The organism is Pantoea phosphatilytica (genome assembly GCF_051025615.1).
Classification (GTDB): Bacteria; Pseudomonadota; Gammaproteobacteria; order Enterobacterales; family Enterobacteriaceae; genus Pantoea.
The window spans coordinates 766,020-783,570 of record NZ_JBPFDF010000001.1; the positions used below are offsets into that span (position 1 = coordinate 766,020).

General features: G+C 57.1%; 15 protein-coding genes and 2 pseudogenes. 9 read left to right on the plus strand and 8 right to left on the minus strand.

Translation table 11 applies throughout. The features are described from left to right. Positions 1-12: 12 nt before the first annotated feature. The gene (ldcA, locus tag ACR6AS_RS03880) at positions 13-936 is read right to left on the minus strand and encodes a muramoyltetrapeptide carboxypeptidase (protein WP_434161961.1); all 924 of its coding nucleotides are present in this window, start codon (positions 934-936) and stop codon (positions 13-15) included. Positions 937-1,100: 164 nt separating this feature from the next. Here ldcA and emtA point away from each other — a divergent pair, with 164 nt between their 5' ends. Further along, the gene (emtA, locus tag ACR6AS_RS03885; RefSeq protein WP_434161171.1) at positions 1,101-1,730 is read left to right on the plus strand and encodes a membrane-bound lytic murein transglycosylase EmtA; all 630 of its coding nucleotides are present in this window, start codon (positions 1,101-1,103) and stop codon (positions 1,728-1,730) included. 10 nt (positions 1,731-1,740) lie between these two features. Here the strand turns inward: emtA and ACR6AS_RS03890 are convergent, their stop codons facing one another. After that, positions 1,741-2,697 carry a sugar-binding transcriptional regulator gene (locus ACR6AS_RS03890; protein ID WP_111138706.1) on the minus strand — a complete coding sequence of 319 codons (957 nt, stop codon included), beginning with the start codon at positions 2,695-2,697 and terminating at the stop codon, positions 1,741-1,743. A 556-nt stretch (positions 2,698-3,253) separates the two neighbouring features. Here ACR6AS_RS03890 and ACR6AS_RS03895 point away from each other — a divergent pair. From ACR6AS_RS03895 to ACR6AS_RS03905, 3 genes are read left to right on the plus strand one after another with little or no spacing between them, the layout of a single operon-like run. Continuing rightward, on the plus strand, positions 3,254-4,084 hold the full coding sequence (locus tag ACR6AS_RS03895; RefSeq protein ID WP_111138707.1) for a transketolase: 831 nt from the start codon (positions 3,254-3,256) through the stop codon (positions 4,082-4,084). Next, positions 4,077-5,021 (plus strand): transketolase family protein, encoded by a 945-nt coding sequence (locus ACR6AS_RS03900; protein ID WP_111138708.1) that lies wholly within the window; start codon positions 4,077-4,079, stop codon positions 5,019-5,021. The genes ACR6AS_RS03895 and ACR6AS_RS03900 overlap by 8 nt, the downstream gene beginning before the upstream one ends. 2 nt (positions 5,022-5,023) lie before the next feature. Further along, on the plus strand, positions 5,024-6,574 hold the full coding sequence (locus ACR6AS_RS03905) for an FGGY family carbohydrate kinase (RefSeq protein ID WP_434161174.1): 1,551 nt from the start codon (positions 5,024-5,026) through the stop codon (positions 6,572-6,574). Between the two features lie 128 nt (positions 6,575-6,702). Here ACR6AS_RS03905 and ACR6AS_RS03910 read toward each other — a convergent pair whose 3' ends face one another. Both ACR6AS_RS03910 and ACR6AS_RS03915 read right to left on the minus strand, forming a co-directional pair. Then, the gene (locus ACR6AS_RS03910) at positions 6,703-7,833 is read right to left on the minus strand and encodes a mechanosensitive ion channel family protein (RefSeq protein ID WP_418797322.1); all 1,131 of its coding nucleotides are present in this window, start codon (positions 7,831-7,833) and stop codon (positions 6,703-6,705) included. Between the two features lie 95 nt (positions 7,834-7,928). After that, positions 7,929-8,663, minus strand: coding sequence for a flagellar brake protein (locus ACR6AS_RS03915; RefSeq protein WP_293769599.1), 735 nt, complete (start codon positions 8,661-8,663; stop codon positions 7,929-7,931). Positions 8,664-8,871: 208 nt separating this feature from the next. Here ACR6AS_RS03915 and ACR6AS_RS03920 point away from each other — a divergent pair, with 208 nt between their 5' ends. Continuing rightward, positions 8,872-9,120, plus strand: coding sequence for a GlsB/YeaQ/YmgE family stress response membrane protein (locus tag ACR6AS_RS03920; RefSeq protein WP_009090782.1), 249 nt, complete (start codon positions 8,872-8,874; stop codon positions 9,118-9,120). A 67-nt stretch (positions 9,121-9,187) separates the two neighbouring features. On the opposite strand, the gene ACR6AS_RS03925 is transcribed toward ACR6AS_RS03920, so the two are convergent. Both ACR6AS_RS03925 and treA read right to left on the minus strand, forming a co-directional pair. After that, positions 9,188-11,287: a TonB-dependent siderophore receptor gene (locus tag ACR6AS_RS03925; RefSeq protein WP_434161176.1), complete on the minus strand. Its 2,100-nt coding sequence runs from the start codon at positions 11,285-11,287 to the stop codon at positions 9,188-9,190. Between the two features lie 192 nt (positions 11,288-11,479). Beyond that, entirely contained in the window at positions 11,480-13,165 is a 1,686-nt protein-coding gene (gene treA, locus ACR6AS_RS03930) for an alpha,alpha-trehalase TreA (protein ID WP_434161178.1), read from the minus strand. 209 nt (positions 13,166-13,374) lie between these two features. On the opposite strand from treA, the gene ghrA reads away from it, so the two are divergent. From ghrA to ACR6AS_RS03945, 3 genes are all read left to right on the plus strand, one after another. Further along, positions 13,375-14,316 carry a glyoxylate/hydroxypyruvate reductase GhrA gene (gene ghrA / locus ACR6AS_RS03935; protein WP_434161180.1) on the plus strand — a complete coding sequence of 314 codons (942 nt, stop codon included), beginning with the start codon at positions 13,375-13,377 and terminating at the stop codon, positions 14,314-14,316. Positions 14,317-14,355: 39 nt separating this feature from the next. Next, entirely contained in the window at positions 14,356-15,093 is a 738-nt protein-coding gene (locus tag ACR6AS_RS03940) for a phosphatase (protein WP_111141728.1), read from the plus strand. Between the two features lie 974 nt (positions 15,094-16,067). Next, positions 16,068-16,382 carry a hypothetical protein gene (locus ACR6AS_RS03945; protein WP_434161182.1) on the plus strand — a complete coding sequence of 105 codons (315 nt, stop codon included), beginning with the start codon at positions 16,068-16,070 and terminating at the stop codon, positions 16,380-16,382. Here the strand turns inward: ACR6AS_RS03945 and ACR6AS_RS03950 are convergent. Then, positions 16,379-16,744: pseudogene (locus ACR6AS_RS03950) on the minus strand (DUF4225 domain-containing protein); the annotation flags it as partial. The gene ACR6AS_RS03945 and the pseudogene ACR6AS_RS03950 overlap by 4 nt on opposite strands. Positions 16,745-16,817: 73 nt before the next feature. Continuing rightward, positions 16,818-17,165 (minus strand): hypothetical protein, encoded by a 348-nt coding sequence (locus ACR6AS_RS03955; protein WP_434161183.1) that lies wholly within the window; start codon positions 17,163-17,165, stop codon positions 16,818-16,820. Positions 17,166-17,362: 197 nt separating this feature from the next. On the opposite strand from ACR6AS_RS03955, the pseudogene ACR6AS_RS03960 reads away from it, so the two are divergent. Further along, a pseudogene (locus ACR6AS_RS03960) lies at positions 17,363-17,545 on the plus strand (phosphatase); the annotation flags it as partial. Between the last annotated feature and the right edge of the window lie 6 nt (positions 17,546-17,551).

Genomic DNA, 17,551 nt, shown 5'->3' on the forward strand with positions numbered 1-17,551 from the left:
CTGAAACGTACGCTATTCCCGCAGCACGGGGTGCCCGGTTACCTGAATCTGCGCCTGCCCCTGACGGACAGCTAACTCTGCGCGTGCGCCCAGCGGCAGCGTCACGGTATCCGTGTCATGACCGAAATCCAGATCGGAGATGACCGGCAGACCGGTGGTGTCGCGCAGCCGCTGCCAGACGGTGCTGAAGTCAAAGCCATTGTCATAGTCTGACAGCGCCGTGCTGGTAAAACTGCCGGTGACGATCGCCCGCTGACGCGCCAGAATGCCGCTCTGCTCCAGCTGGATCAGCATACGTTCGATGCGGAACGGATGCTCATTCACATCTTCGATCACCAGAATGCCATTATCGAACTGTGGCATCCAGGGGGTGCCGATCAGGGAGCAGATCATCGCCAGATTGCCGCCCCACAGCGTGCCCTGCCATTCACCTTCATCCGGCGTTTCGCTTTGCCATTTCACCTCAAATGTCGGGGATGTCAATGCCTGCCAGAAGTGATTAAGGGTAAATTCGGATAAGGTCGCGGCACCGAAATTACCGGCCAGCATCGGGGCGCTGAAGGTGATCAGGCCCACCTGCGCCAGCAGCGCCAGCTGAATTGCGGTGAAGTCGCTATGACCGCACAGCGCCAGCGGCTGATTCAGCAGACGGCGTTGCAGGCCCATGTAGTCGATCGAGGCCAGCAGCCGGCTGGCGCCATAACCCCCGCGCACGGCCAGCACCACGTCGGGCAGCGTAGCGAGGCTGGCAAGCTGGTTAATATCTGCCAGTCTCTCCGCATCCGTACCGGCAAAGCGCTGAAAGCGGCGGGTAATCACCTGCTCGTTCTCAACCTGATGGCCGGCCGCGCGCAGTCGCGCGATGCCCTGCAGCGCCGCAGGCTGATTGTGGCAGTAACCGGAGGGGGAGATCAGACGGATTGAACGTGAAATCATCATACTTTCCTGCTGTTAGCACCTGATTTATCGCGATGATGACGAAAAGCGCCGCTGAAGTCACGGTACGCGCCGGATTTTACTGCATTTAGGATAAACGGTAATTTTGCTCACGCCCTGTCTGGGTATGATAGCATTCGCCACCACAGCGAAGAGACGAAAAATTGCTGAAAATCCGACACCTTATACTCTCAGCGTTACTCCTGACAGGCTGTTCCAGCGAGCCACCGCATCAGATTTTTAAGCAGCGCAATACGCCGTTAACTCAGGCACCGCCGTCCAGCGTTAACGGAACCTGGGCCATGTTTACCGAAGATGCCGCCAGTCATTATGGCGTTGATGAAAAGTTGATCAGCGCCATTATCAGTGTCGAATCAGGTGGAAATCCGGGCGTTGTCAGCCGCTCCAACGCGGTAGGGCTGATGCAGATCAAAGCCTCCACCGCCGGGCGCGAGGTCTATCGCACGCTGGGCCGTCGCGGTCAGCCCTCCAATGCCGAGCTGCGCGATCCGGCAAAAAATATCGATATCGGCACCGCCTATATCCGTATCCTGCAGGACTCTGCGCTGTCGGGCATCCGCGATCCCCTGACGCTGCGCTACGCCACCATCGTCTCCTACGCCAATGGGGCCGGTGCGCTGCTGCGAACCTTTTCCCGCGATCGCGATCGGGCGATTGCGATGATCAATGCCATGTCCCCCGATGAGTTCTATCAGCATGTGCAGAACAAGCATCCGGCGGCGCAGGCACCGCGCTATCTGTGGAAAGTCACGACGGCGTACCGCACCATCTGAGCGGTCACAATCAGACCTGCGGCGTGAGCAGCAGTCGCGCCGTAGGATAATCGACGATCAGCACGTTGATGTAACCGCCCAGCAGCGCCCCGCGGATGGCCTGGGCTTTTTCCCGTCCGCCCGCCAGCCCGACAACCTGTGGACAGCGTTTCACCTGCGCCAGCTCCATCCCGATCACCGGATCCTCTTCATCTTTCAGCACCGGCTGCCCGCAGGCGTCGAAATAGTGCAGGCAGATATCGCCCACCGCGCCGCGCGCCGCCAGCGTCTGCAACATTTCGCCGTCATAATAGTTGCCTGAATTTCGCAGCAGGGCCGAGGGCTCCAGATCGCCAATGCCGACAATTGCCAGATCGACCTGATCAAACTTACTCAGCACCTCAGCCACCTCTGCATTGGCCGACAGCCGCTGGCGATCGCTGACTGAATGCTCGATTGACTGCGACGGCAGCAGCCAGGCGGGGCAGTTGAGCAGCGCCGCCAGATTCTGCGTCAGGATCGTCGCCTGGACGTTGCCGTTTGCGCCAACGCCGCCCAGCAGCTGGATCACCCCTTTGCAGGCGCTGTTCAGCGGGTGCAGCGCATCCACCATCGCCCGGATTGTGCCGCTCCACGAGGAGATGCCAATCAGCTCGTCGTTGCGCAGCCGGGTTTCCAGATAGTGGGCGGCAGCCGACCCAATCGCCTGCTTGATCTGCAGGGAAGAGGCCTGATCCGGCACGTCCACCACAATCGCCTGTGGCAGGTTGTAGGTCTGCTCAATCGCTTTTTCCAGCTCCGGGTAGACATTGGCCGGGGGCATCACGCTGATCTTGACCACCCCCTCTTTCACGCTGCGATTAAGCGTGCGTGAGACAAACGACTGCGAAAGGGTGAGCGACTGGGCAATCTCCGACTGCTTTAACCCTTCGACATAGTAAAGGGTGGCAATTTTTACCATCAGTCGCTGTTCGTCCTGTTTTGCCATCGGTTTTTCCCTCTATGACTCTGCCCGGTATTGTTAACCAGGATGATCAAAATCACAACGCAGGCTAATTTGTGATCGTTTTCGCTTTTTGACGATCGCGCATTGGACGCCGCCGCTGCGCAGGCGCATAGTCATTATGCATATAAAATCATAAATGAATATATATTCAAGCGAAGAAAATCAGCCCTTCGCTGCCTTAACTGCGCTGGCTGGGGCAACGGCCTGCTTAACCGCAACGATGCTGACGGCAGAGCAGGTTTCGCTGACGATAACCCGCTATTGGGTGTAACGGCATCTGGCAGAGGGGCATGACGGAATCGACACGATGACCGATCCTGCGGGATGCCGCAGGAGGCGATGGCAGTGAAATGAAAGCATTCAATGAGGAGGCAACAGCGGCAACATGCTGAGCGGAGCAGGTGGCAGAAGGCTCCGCAGCAGACCCGCCTGAAGACGAAGAGAAGAGGTAAGGTCACCAGGCCTGTTTTTCGCGACGGATTTTTTTTAACCATGCTGAATATATATTCACATCCGACTTAAAATTCAGAGGTAGTGTATGAATCCTTTCAATCTCCCGGTCGCGGAACTTGAGCGCCGGGCACGCGCCATCCGCCGCCGTATCATCCAGCTGAATGCGGGCAGCCCGGCGGGCGGCCATACCGGTGCCGATCTCTCTCAGGTTGAGATCCTCACCGCACTCTATTTCCGTATCCTGAACTGTGCAGCGGACCGTACCGATGATGACCAGCGCGATATCTACATCCAGTCAAAAGGGCATGCGGTTGGCGGCTATTACTGCGTACTGGCTGAAGCCGGTTACTTTCCCGCCGACTGGCTGGCCACTTATCAGCACGCCGACTCGGCTCTGCCAGGCCATCCCGTCCGGCAGAAAACGCCCGGCGTTGAACTGAACACCGGCGCGCTGGGACACGGCCTGCCAGTGGCGGTAGGCATCGCGATTGCGGCAAAAAAAGATAACAGTTCCCGTCGCATCTTTGTCGTCACCGGCGACGGTGAGCTGGCTGAGGGCAGCAACTGGGAAGCGGCGCTGGTGGCTGCCCATTACGGCCTCGACAACCTGATTATCATCAACGACAAAAACAAGCTGCAGCTGGCCGGGGCCACCCGCGACATCATGAATACCGACCCGCTGCCGGAAAAATGGCGCGCCTTCGGTCTGGACGTAACGGAGTGCAACGGCAACAACATGGCCGATGTGGTCAGTACCCTTGAAAACCTGCCGCAGAACGGTAAACCCCAGGTGATCGTCGCGCACACCGAAAAGGGATTTGGCATCTCCTTTATCCAGAGTAAAGCCGAATGGCATCACCGGGTGCCGAAAGGCGAAGAGATTGCACTGGCACTGGAGGAACTGAAAGATGAGTAATGCACAGCATTTAGCCAGCGTCATGGTTACCGCATTTATCGACGCCGTAAATCGGGGCGTGGATCTGGTGCCCGTGGTGGCGGACTCCACCTCAACCGCTAAAATCGCGCCCTTTATCAAAGCCTTTCCCGACCGGCTGGTTAACGTCGGCATCGCCGAGCAGACGCTGGTCGGCACCGCGGCGGGTCTGGCATTGGGCGGTAAGGTTGCGGTGACCTGTAACGCCGCGCCTTTTCTGGTTTCACGCGCCAATGAGCAGGTGAAAGTGGATGTCTGCTACAACAACACCAACGTCAAGCTGTTCGGGCTTAATGCCGGTGCCAGCTATGGCCCGCTGGCCAGTACTCACCACAGCCTTGATGATATCGCGGTAATGCGCGGCTTTGGCAACATTGAAATCTATGCGCCCTCCTGCCCGCTGGAGTGTCGTCAGATTATCGATTACGCCCTGGATCACGTTGGCCCGGTCTATATCCGTCTGGATGGGAAAGATCTGCCGCAGCTGCATGATGAAAACTACCGCTTCAGGCCGGGTGCCATCGACGAACTGCGCGAAGGTCGCGATATTGCGCTGGTGGCAATGGGCTCGACGGTTCACGAGGTGGTTCACGCCGCAGAGCAACTGGCTGAACAGGGGATTTCAGCGGGTGTGATCGCGGTTCCATCCATCCGACCCTGCGATACCCAACAGTTACGCAACCTGTTAAATCACTATCCAGCGGTGATCACCGTGGAAGAGCATAACGTCAATGGCGGCGTCGGCAGCCTGGTGGCCGAAGTGCTGGCAGAGGGCGGCTGCGGCATCCGGCTGTTACGGCTGGGCATCGCGGATGGCGAGTATGCAATTGCCGGCGATCGCGCCTCTACCCGCGCCCGTCATGGCATTGATGCCAGCAGCGTGGTGAATCATGCAGCGCGCATCTGCGCAGGAGAATAGTTATGGCGGGACCTCTGATTCTGGCAATAGACGAAGGCACCACCAACGCCAAAGCGATTGCGGTTGATCGCGAGGGGCGCGTAGTGGCACGGGGCAGCCAGAGTTTAACCCTGCAACATCCGCAGCCGGGACTGGCTGAGCAGGATCCGCTGGCGATCTGGCAGGCGGTCAGGGAGGCGATGACCCAATGCCTGGCGGCCTGTGGCGGCGCGCCGGTGGTCGCGGTGGCGATCAGCAATCAGCGCGAATCGGTCCTGATCTGGCAGCGGCGCGATGGCCAGCCGCTGACGCCGCTGGTGAGCTGGCAGGATCGGCGCTCTGAGGCACGCTGTCGTGAGCTGCGTCAGGCCGGTAAAGCGCCGCGTATCACGGGTCTGACCGGGCTGGCGGTTGACCCGATGTTTCCGGCGGCCAAGCTGGGCGACATGCTGGCCGCCATCCCAGATGGTCCGGCGCGGGCGGCAGCCGGTGAACTCTGCATCGGCACGGTTGACTGCTGGCTGTGCTGGCAACTCAGCGCAGGCGAGGTTTTCGTCACCGATCACGCCAACGCCTCACGCACCCAGCTCTACAGCCTGCACCTGAACGACTGGGATGACGAACTGCTGGCGCTGTTTCATCTGCCGCGTGCTGCGCTGCCGCGTATTGTCGCGTCCGCCAGCGAACAGGGCGCAGTAGCGTTAACGGATATTCCGGGTCTGGCACCGGGAACACCGATACTGGCACGCATCGGCGACTCCCATGCCGCACTGCAGGCGCAGCGGCGGGGAGAGGCTGAAGTGGTCAAGGCCACTTACGGCACCGGATCCTCACTGATGATGTCGATGGCGACGCCGCTGCTGACGGAAAACGGCCTCAGCACTACGGTAGCCTGGCATGACGGCACGCTGCGCTACGCCTTCGAAGGCAACATCACCCATACCGGTTCCGGCGCGGCCTGGCTGGGCAGGCTGCTGGGCGTGCAGGACCCGCGTGAACTGACCGCGATGGCGCAACGCTGTGACGACAATCAGGGCATCTACTTTGTGCCGGCGCTGTCCGGGCTGGGCGCGCCCTGGTGGGATTTACAGGCGCGCGGTATGGTGTGCGGTCTGACAGATGCCGCCACACCAGCGGTGCTGGCGCGGGTGGCGCTGGAGTCCATCGTCTGGCAAATCGCCGACGTCTTTTTCGCTATGGAGCAGGCCAGCGGCCAGCATCTTCCCGCGCTCTGCGTGGATGGCAGCGCCACCGAAAATCAGTGGCTGATGCAGCTGCAGGCCGACGTGTTGCAGCGGCCGCTGCAGCGGGTGCCGACCGCCGAGGTTTCTGCGCTGGGGGCGGCGCTGCTGGCCGGTAAAGTGCTGGGGTGGTGGCAGCAGGGCAGTGATATGCAGGCGCTGCAGGGCGGCAATGTGATTATGCCGCGTGAGTCGTATGCGCAGCCGATGCAGGAGGCGTATAAGGGCTGGATCGACGCCGTTGCGCGCTGTCGTTATCAGCCCCATGAGTCTCACGCCGCGCCGGGCCGTGGTAACACCTCTGCAGCCGTCAGCCTGCGGGCGTATCAGTGACCCCTGTGGTTTTTCCCGGCTGTCGTGCGGGTGAAGCGAGACGGCAGGCGCACAGCCGATGCGGACACAGGCTGTGCCGCATCGGCTTGACGACCGGCTTCGCCGGAGAGAGGTGCAGCAGAGGGGGATTAGCGCGCCATTCTGCGCACGTCGCCCTCATCATTCTCCACCGCCACCAGATCCACCGGTGGCAGATTACCGCCGCTGAACTCCACCTGGCGAATCGGGAAGGCGAAGCGAATATCGCGTTCTTCCAGGGCTGCCATCAGCTGCAGGTTAATCTCCTGCTGTATATCCATATATTTGTTGTAATCGGCATCCAGCACGTAGTAGACCACTTCAAAGGTCAGCTTCGAGTCCTCGAAAGCCAGGAAGTGGGCGCGGTCAAAACGGGTAGTGTCCACGCCCTGAATAATCGATTTCACCAGCGGGCTGATCTCACGCACCCGCTCAGAAGGCGTCGCGTAGCTGATGCCAAACTTAAAGACGATGCGGCGCTGCTGCATACGCTTGTAGTTGTGGATCGTCTGCTGCAAAAGGATAGTGTTTGAGCAGACGATCTGTTCACCACTCAGGCTGCGCAGTCGGGTCGTTTTCAGCCCGATATGCTCAATCGACCCGGCAATGTCACCGAATACAATAAAGTCGCCATGCTCAAACGGCTTATCAAAGCCTATCGCCAGTGAGGCAAAGACATCGCTCAGCACGGTCTGAATCGCCAGCGCAATCGCGATACCGCCCACGCCCAGACTGGCGACCAGCGCGGTAATGTCGATACCCATATTCGACAGAATGGCGAGCAGCATCATGACCCAGACCACCACCCGCAGCAGGATCCCCAGGATCACTGTAGTGACCGGGTTACGCACATGCAGCGGATCGCGCAGCAGGCTCTTCAGCCAGAGCCGGATGCCGCCGTCAATCCATAACGCAAGCTGCACGATCAGCGCCAGGAACCAGCCATGCGAGATGGTTACGCTCCAGGAGGCGGGCAGATCGACGAACTTCAGGGCGATGAGCAGTGAAAAAATCAGCAGCAGGGTCTGGCTGGTGCTGCGCAGTATCTCCACCAGAATCGCGGTGGCGCGGACGTGACGATGTTCGCTGTAGAGAGCAATCCGGTTGGAGATAAAGCGAATCAGGGTACGCAGTACCCAGTAGATCACCAGGGTCGACACCACCACAATGGCGCTGTTAATCCAGAGGTCCTGATTGAAAAAGAGGGAGTGAAAACGACGTGATGCGAGCCAGTTTTCCATTGGGGAGAATCTCCTTGCTGGGTTCCGGTTTAAAAGAAACGAGCAAGAAGCATAGCCTGGATGCGCGCCGTTCGCGGGGCGCATCCCTGAAACGGTTACTGAAAACGGGTCGATTTATCGCGAGCCAGTCGCTCAAGCGCAAAGATAATCTGCTGTAGCTGCCGCTCCTGCGCGGGATTCAGCGTGTCAAAGCGGAAGCTCAGCCGGGGCGTGGTGCGGGTTTCATTTTTGCGGGTCACAACGCTGCGTTCGCCAATGTGCAGCAGCCTGACCGGCACTTCAAAATGGCCATACTCGCCCAGTTCAACCCGGAACTGGCTGAAGCTGTCGCCGTTTTGCAACGTTTCCGGCAGCGCCTCATCCACCAGCACGCCGATGCCGCCCAGCGACAGATCCTGCAATCGCAGCCGCGTTTTTGTGCCATCCGGCCAGACGGTATGGCACCAGAACTGCGGTTCAAGCGGGGCGGTAACGCGGAAAAATTCCCGGCGCTGAATCTGCCAGAGCAGCTCAGGCAGCGGCGCGCTGAAAGCGGGCAGGCCCTCGAACTCCACCTTTTGCAGCGCGGCAAGGCTGAACTCCACCTTCGCACCACAGGTTTCGGCGACGATGCTGAGATCTTCGCTGTGAAGAGCGTAATCGTTATCCAGATTGTTACTGCCGAGATCAAATACCAGGCGCGTTTCATCGGCCGCCAGCATCCGGCTGATGAACTGTCCGCGCGGAAAACTGACCAGAAGTGGCGTCTGCGCCCGAAGCAGATCTTTCATCACGCCCAGAACCGCCAGCGTGCCACGTTTGAGATATTGTTCCTGGTCGGTTTCTTTCACATCCTGCTCCACAAGAGGGTCACTGTTCTGCGCTGTTTTTCTGCCTCGTCACGGTTATCGGCGCAGGTAAAAAAAGCTTTAGCCAGGGCAGCCTGAAAAAAGGTGTGCAGAGACAGGCATATCCTGAAAAGCTGTCTATACTTATCGCAGTAAACCGCTTGATTAATCAGGCGTTCACGATTTAATCATAAAAAGGAAGGAGCAACAGATGGGTATTATTTCCTGGATCGTCTTTGGCTTAATCGCGGGTATTCTGGCGAAGTGGATTATGCCTGGTAAAGACGGTGGCGGTTTCATTCTGACGGTCGTACTGGGTATCATCGGTGCCGTAGTGGGTGGCTGGATCAGTACACTGTTTGGCTTCGGCCGCGTTGACGGGTTTAACTTCGGCAGCTTTGTCGTGGCTGTGATCGGTGCCATCGTGGTGCTGTTTATCTACCGCAAAGTACGCAGTTAACCGGTACAGTTTCAATAAAAAAGGGGACGAAGCGATTCGTCCCCTTTTTTTATCTGTTACATGCTCATCAGAAGTCGTAACCCACGGTCGCCATCACGCTGCGTTCCGCACCCCGGTAGCAGTAGCCCGTGCCGTAGCAGCCCGCCACGTAGTTGCGGTCGGTCAGGTTATTGGCATTCACCTGCAGCCAGGCACCTTTCAGGCTGCTGTTCCAGACGCCCAGATCGGCCTTCACGGAGGCATCGAACAGCGTGACAGAAGGAACACGGGTGGTATTTTCGTTGTCCGCCCACTGTTTGCCGATGTAGCGCACGCCCGCGCCCGCACTCAGGCCGTAATCAAACTGATAGTGACCCCAGAGGGCCGCCATGCTGTTGGGTGTTACGTAAGGCGTGTGACCGTCGTTGCCATCCACCGAATCTTTGTAGCGCAGATGATTCAGCGTGTAGCTCGCGACGGTGCTGAGGCGCGGCGTCAACTGATTGTGCGCTTCCAGTTCAATCCCCTGTGAATGCACTTTGCCCGATGGCGAATAGGTCGCCGTCTGCACATTCCGGTTTGCCACATCTTTCTGCGTCAGATCATAAACCGCCACGCTGTAGAGATCGCGGCTGCCCACCGGCTGATATTTCACCCCGGCTTCATACTGCTCAGCGGTGGTCGGCTTCAGCAGATTATTGTTGGGATCGGTGAGGGCGGTCGGGGTGATCGACTGGCTCCAGCTGACATAAGGCGAAATACCATTGTCGAAGGCGTAGAGCAACGCAGCGCGACCGCTGACGTGATCATCCTGACGACGGGCGCTGCCGCTGTTGTTTGCGACGATGCGGTCATAACGGCCGGAGAGATCCAGATGCCAGCGATCCAGCTTCATCTCATCCTGCAGGTAGAGCCCGGTCTGATAGTAGCGACGGGTTTTACTGGTCCAGAGGTAGTCAGGCATCTCGCCCACCTGCTCGCCGGTCAGGGCATTCAGCTGCGAGGCTGAGCCGCTGGCGGCCACGATATCATTCTTATAACGGTGGTACTCGCCACCCACCGAGACGCGATGCTCCAGCTCACCGGTGCTGAACTCCGCTGTCAGACGGTTATCGGTAGACCAGGCGGCCAGCGAGGATCGTTCGCCGGAGTAGTAGCGATTCAGCAGATCGGGATTGGTGCGATCCCAGCCAATCTGATAGACCTGATCGAGATCGACATTCGAGTGGCTGTAGCTGCCGGTCGAGGCGAATGACCAGACGTCGTTGAAGCGGTGACCAAAATCGAAACTGTAGATCTGTTCGCGACGTTTGAACTGGTCGAGGTCGCTGTTGCCTTCATAGAAGTCGTTGTTCAGCTTGTAGCCGTTGTGTTCGTTGAGGCTGCCGTCGCCGGGAACGGAACCGTGATAGCCACCAGAGGGATCCTTCTGCAGGTAGGCTTTCAGGATCAGGTGGGTATCCTCATCCGGCTGCCACATCAGTTGCGGCATCAGCGCATATTTCTCTTCGCGGGTGTGCGCGTACTGGGTATCGCCATTGCGCGTGATGCCGGTCAGGCGGAAGGCCCACTGGTCGTTAATGGCGTTGGTGTAGTCAAACATCGTGCCGGTGGTGGCATTACTGCCGGCCTGCAGCTGGATGTGACCCTCTTCGCTGAACTGAGGACGTTTGGTCACCATATTGACCAGCCCGCCCGGCACAGTCTGACCATAGAGTGCAGAAGAGGGGCCTTTGATCACGTCGATGCGCTCCAGGAAGGCGTTATCAACCTGCAGAACGTTAAAACTGCCGCCGTCGCTCATCAGCCGCATACCGTCGAGGAAAGTGTTATCGACATCACCGCCGTGGAAACCGCGCAGTGCGATGGTGTCATAACGGGTGGCGGCACCGCCGAAATTGGTGAAGACCCCCGAACTGTAACCCAGCGCCTGATTCAGGGTCAGCGCGCCCTGATCCTGCATCTGCTGGCGGGTCACCACCGAGATGGACTGCGGCGTAGTGATCAGCGAACGGTCGTTTTTGGTCGCGCCCTCGCTGGTGGTCGCCAGATAACCCCGGGTAGGGGAGGCGGAATCTTCCAGCGGCTGAGCCGTCACTACCATATCGGCAGCGAAACTCAGAGCAGGCGTGGTCAGCGCCAGAGTGCAGAGGGGAACATAACCTTTCAGCGGCAATGACAGTTTCATCGAAATTCCTTTCTTAGCAAAGCGGTCAGGCAGGTGGATAATATTCTTGATAGGCAATCTCATTATCATAATGAGAATTATTACCTTTTAAAATTCGCTGCAATTTTGCCTGCGGATGAAAAAAGTTCAAGTAAAATTCGCTGAAAGGGGGGAGAGGATACCTCCGGCAGGGCCAGAGGTATCCGGAGAGCATTAAGGTTGTGAGGCTGACGCCTGAGGAATATCGTGGGCGCTGTTACAGGTTTTCTCTTTCGGACAATATTTATCAAGCAGCTTCAGCGTAACGCCATTGGTCCAGCCGAAACCATCCTGCAGCGGATATTCGCCGCCACCGCCACCGCCGAGGTTTTTACCCTCGACGACATATTTTTCAACCAGCTTATGCTCCCGGTCATAGGTGTTCTGAACGTTCTGCAGGAAGCGGACGCCCACCTCTTTTGCCAGTTTCGGCTGGTTGTAGTGTTCCAGACCCTCGACGGCGACCCACTGCAGCGGTGCCCAGCCATTCGGCGCATCCCATTGCTGGCCGTTGTTGACGGTCGTAGTCACCAGACCGCCCGGCTTCAGCAGCTGTTTTTCCACCGCGCGGGCGGTGCTTTCAGCCTGCTTATCGCTGGCGACCTGCAGATAGAGCGGGAACAGCGTCGCAGCGGTCAGCTGCGGATGGACCTGCTTTTTCTGCCAGTCATAATCGGCATACCAGTTCTGTTTACTGTCCCAGAGATAGCGGTTGATAGCCGCCTGGCGCTTCTCTGCCCGGTCTGCGAACTGCTTCGCAAGATCGGTCTGCTTGTTCATCTGATAAGCTTTTGACAGCGTCTGCTCCAGATGGAACAGCAGGCTGTTGAGATCGACCGGCGCCAGCTGCGTGGTGCGGATGGTCGAGAGATTATGCGCGTCGGTAAACCAGCGTGAACTGAAATCCCAGCCCGAGGCCGCACCGGAGCGCAGCTCGCGATAGAGTTCCGCCTTATTGCGCTGAGGCGCTTTCTGCGCGGTGGCGATGTCATCCATCCAGGACTCGGTGCGCGGCACGTCACGCGCATCCCAGTAGCGGTTGAGCAGCGTGCCGTCTGCCAGCTTAATCACCCGCTTGCTGGCTGCACCCGCCGCGACGTTGTCGCTGTCCGCCATCCAGTAGTCATACTCTTTCTGCAGCTGCGGCAGGTAGCGGGTGTAGGCCTGGCCGTTATCGTGGGTTGCCAGCAGATCGACCATCAGGCTGAAGAACGGCGGTTGTGAACGGCTCAGGTAATAGCTGCGGTTACCGTTGGGGATGTGGCCATAGCGGTCGAGCAGGGAGGCGAAGTTATCCGTCATATCCTGCACCTTATCCCAGTGGCCGCTTTCGGCCAGGCCCAGCATGGTGAAGTAGCTATCCCAGTAATAAATTTCGCGGAAGCGTCCGCCCGGCACTACATAAGGTTTGGGCAGCGGCAGCAGCGAATCATACTGACCGGCGCTGCTGGCCGTGCGAGTCAGCACCGGCCACAGGCCATCGATGTGCTCACGCAGATTCTGTCCGGCTGGCGGCACATATTTGTCGCCCGCGGCGGGCAGCGTAAAGTTGGCATCGACAAAATGTTTCAGGTCGAAATTGCGCTGTTTCTTCTGCATCTGCCAGTCAGCCAGAATTGAAGAGGGGTCGAACTTCGGCACCGCATCAGCAAAGGTTTTTTGATCCGGATAGAATTTCGCCTGCTGCACGGCATTGAACAGCGGGCCTAAGCGGATATCCGGCGGCTGCGGCTGATTATTCAGCATGCGGCTGCTGTCATCGGCCTGGGCAGTAAAAGCGGGTACGCTCAGCAGCAACGTGAGCAGAAAAGGTGCATAACGCTGACGCCGTTCGGCGGCGTTTACCTCAATTTTTATCATCGGTTTTTCTCCTTGTCCGAAATGCGGCCGCGCGTAACGCATTGACCACAGGACCAACTTTAGACCTTATCTGACCATTTCACCCTGAAGCGAGCCGGAAATGTGAAGCCACAGGAATTATTGACCGGGAAAAAATCGCTTTTCCCCACCGGTTTTTTCTTGCTCTCATGCTGCTTTTCCTGGACGCTGAAAGAAAAAAGGAGAGCAGGATGGAGATCATCTGGTATCACCCGTCGCAGTCTGCCGCGGCCTGGATTAACGGTTTACAGCAGCGCCTGCCTGAGGCAACGGTTCGTGCCTGGCAGCCCGGCGACGATCGGCCAGCCGATTACGCGCTGGTCCGTTCCCCGCCCGCTGAGATGCTGCAGGGCCGCGCCACGCTGCGCGGGGTCTTTGCGCTGGGCGCGGGCGTGGACGAGATCCTGAAACAGCTGCAGCAGCATCCGGACATGCTGCCCGACAGCGTACCGCTTTACCGGCTGGAGGATACCGGGATGGCGCGACAGATGCAGGAGTACGCGGTTCACAGCGTGCTGAACTGGTTCCGCCGGTTTGATGACTACCGCCTCCAGCAGCAGCAGGCGTGCTGGCAGCCGCTGCCGCCTTACACGCGCGAAACGTTCACCGTCGGCATCCTCGGTGCGGGCGTGCTGGGGCAGAGCGTGGCAGAGAGCCTGAAACCCTGGGGATTCCCGCTGCGCGTCTGGAGTCGATCACCTAAAACGATCGACGGAGTGACCAGCTTTGCCGGCCGCGAGGCGCTGCCCGCGTTCCTGCGCGAGACGCGGGTGCTCATCAACCTGCTGCCGAGCACGCCGGAAACCGTGAACCTGGTCGATCACGCCTTTTTGCAGCAGCTCCCGCATGGCGCCTTCTTCCTCAATATCGCGCGTGGTGCGCAGGTGGTGGAAGACGACCTGCTGGCCGCGCTCGATAGCGGACAGCTGAAAGCGGCGGCGCTGGATGTCTTTCAGGTTGAACCTTTGCCCGAGGCGCATCCGCTCTGGTCCCATCCGCGCGTCACGATCACGCCCCATAATGCGGCGGTAACCTTGATCGACGAAGCTATCGACTTTATCGCCCGCGCAATTCTGCAGGATCAGGCAGGTGAGCAGCCAAAAGGCAGAGTGGACCGTCAGCGTGGCTATTAATCAATCGGCCCTGTCAGGGGCAATCAGCAGGAGAAGAGGATGTATCCGGTAGATCTGCATATGCACACCATCGCGAGTACGCATGCTTACAGCACGTTGCATGACTATGTGGCTCAGGCGAAGCAAACCGGCCTGAAACTGTTTGCCATTACCGATCACGGTCCGGACATGGCCGACGCACCGCATTACTGGCACTTTATTAATATGCGCATCTGGCCGCGGGTGATTGACGGCGTGGCAATCCTGCGGGGTATTGAGGCCAATATTAAAAATCAGCAGGGCGAGATCGACTGTTCCGGCCCGATGCTCGATGCGCTGGATTTGATCGTCGCCGGTTTTCACGAGCCGGTCTATGCACCGCGCGACAGAAAGCATCACACCGACGCTATGATCGCGGCGATGGCGAGCGGGCTGGTTCATATCATCAGCCATCCGGGCAACCCGAAGTTCCCGGTCGATATCCCGGCTATCGCTGAAGCCGCCGCCTGTTACGATGTGGCGCTGGAGCTGAATAACTCCTCCTTTACCCATTCGCGGCCAGGCAGCGAACCCAACTGCCGGGCGATCGCCGCCGCGGTACGCGATGCCGGTGGACGGCTGGCGTTTGGCTCCGATTCTCACACCGCCTTTACGCTCGGGCATTTCGACCATTGCCTGCGCATCGCCCGCGAAGTGGATTTTCCGGAGGATCGGGTGCTGAATGTCACGCCTCGTCGGCTGCTCGATTTTCTGGAAATGCGTAGCGGCAGACGGATTGCTGAACTGGCTGACTTTTAGCGACAGGTTACGTCATCAATACGCTCGTCATGATGAGAATCCCCGCTTTAATCTGCGGGGATATGAGGGGTAAAGGGGGTGTTTTAAGCTAATTTTCTCTGGTCAAGCCAGCGACACAACGACAGACCGAAGCAGCTCGGCGTTGCGCAGTAGAAAACAACCTCAATATCAGTAGACCCGTGATGAAAGTATTTCAGCGTTTAAGGGCAAAAACAGCGGACCTGCTGATTTTATCGATGATGTCAAAAGAGGGGGGATCTCTTCGGATCGCGGGTTGTATGTTGAGAACCACTGCCGCCTCAGTCGTGCTGACGCTACTACTGCAAACGAATAATCTGTTTGTCTGAAATGTCCTGGCCTGACAATCTTCACCGGGATGAATAGCAAGAAGTTTACCCTGAAGAGTGTGAACCAAAACCCTACCGATCTGATGTGTCCGTTTTGCTGTTTATGCGAGCCAATACGGAATCATCAACTGAATCAAAGCGCGCCTTTGGCAACGTTGCCGCACTGGCCGAACGACATATGCAGGGTCAGCCCGCTAACATCAAAAGCGCGGCGAACTGCCCTTGGCCATACGAAGCCGTTTAACCTCACCACATCCACTGGGATCCAGCGAAAAAAACTATAGAGCTATATCTGCGGTCATACCGCTCAAACTCTGTCTGGCAGTGCTGAAGTTCAATCACTTAAAGCATTGCTTGAGGACAGAAAAACGGCTCTTGTAACTGTTCAGAAGAAGATAATGCGAGCTACTGCGGCGATCACCTCAGGTAGGAATATGTATCGCTGACTTATCAGGCAGAACTAAGGCCAACTGGAGAGGCGCTCAGGCTTCCTGAACTTAATGGTAAGGACTTTTTGGGATACGGGAGTTTTCCAGAATCACAGAAACAGTTTCGGCTGGAATGCTGTAAAGTTCATCAGTATGATTGTGAATGCCATCGCCAGTGAAGAAATGCGGAGAGGACAATATGGATGTTACTGATGAGGCTTTGTTGAGTTCTGGCTTTATCCCATCGGATTTAAAAAAGATAAAAAACAACGTTGAAACCTATGGTGGAACGCTGGAAAATGCCATCAGGGACCTGGCCAGGCGTTTTATTCTTGCTGCATGGGTTGTATCCAGTTGCGTCGCTGTATTCATTTTTCTTGTGATATTCGCATCTGAGCAGAGTGTTTTCTCTGGTGCTATTGGTCTTTCTTGTGGAGCAGCGGTCGCAATTTTTATACAACCGCCTGTACTTGCTTATAAAGCCTGGCAGTTCTGCAGGGCGGACAAATCTTAATCAGTACTATTATCAGTAGCCAGAAGATCAAAAATGACTTTCGCTTTGACACCATATCCAGCGATTTTCATCGTTAGCTTGGGCTTGTTCATTGTGTCAACTTTACGGTAGTAATCACGCGGCAGCCAACGAAATAATCTCCAGGCTCCTGGTTTTCTTGCTAAGCCGAAGATACTATATACACTCGCTCCCAGGGTGGCCGTATTATAAAGAGCTAACCCATGTTTTGGGCTAAACCCCATAAATTGTGCTGTTTCCATTGCGCCATCAGCGAAAATTCCTTCCGATTTGGATTGTTCACCATAGCGAAGATGGCTTGCTTCTTTTGTTATACCGTTAATACCATCAACGAACAGAACTGCACATTATGACTTCGGCCTCTGTTACGCGTTCAAAATGCGCTCTGCGTCGATGGAGCGGAATGTCTAAAATAATCTATTTAAAAAATTCCGGCTCCACCAATGACGAGCCGATCCTGAATCTGCTGAATAAGCTATTAGTTAAATGAAGACGATCTTTCGCTGGCTCTATGCCTGGCTGAGCCAATCCTTTTTTGGACTTATACCACCTGCTATCGGCCTGATCGGGGCCATCATCTTTATAAATTTCTTTCCTGCTTATGGTCTGCTGTTCGCTTTTATATGGATCATTTTCATCATTTATTTGTCTGCAAAGTATTTTCGGTTTTACTAGTTCAGTTAAGCGACAGTATAAAAAGTGGTGTCTGCTTTTCTGTTTGATGGTGCCGATAAATCTACGGGGCTGACGGGTCGGTGGTTCCATACCTCCCCTCTGGCCAGTCACTCCTCAGAATCAGTCGATGCTGAAGTCTCTGTTCTGAATTTTCTCATGCAAAACTGTCGGCTTGCGTTGAGGCCTTTTCAGACGCTCAGCTCATTTTCTGACAGAGATAGTCCGAAACAGGATCGCGTGCTCAGACTCCCGGCCTTCGCCGTTGTTAAGGGCGCCGATGCAGGCAGAGGGCGGTTTCTGGCTCCGATTCTCACACCGCCTTTACGCCCGGCCATTTCGACCACTGCCTGCGCATCGCCCGCGAGGTGGATTTTCCGGAGGATCGGGTGTTAAATGTCACGCCTCGTCGCCTGCTCGATTTTCTGGAAATGCGTAGCGGTAAACGCATTGCGGAACTGGCTGACTTTTAATTTACT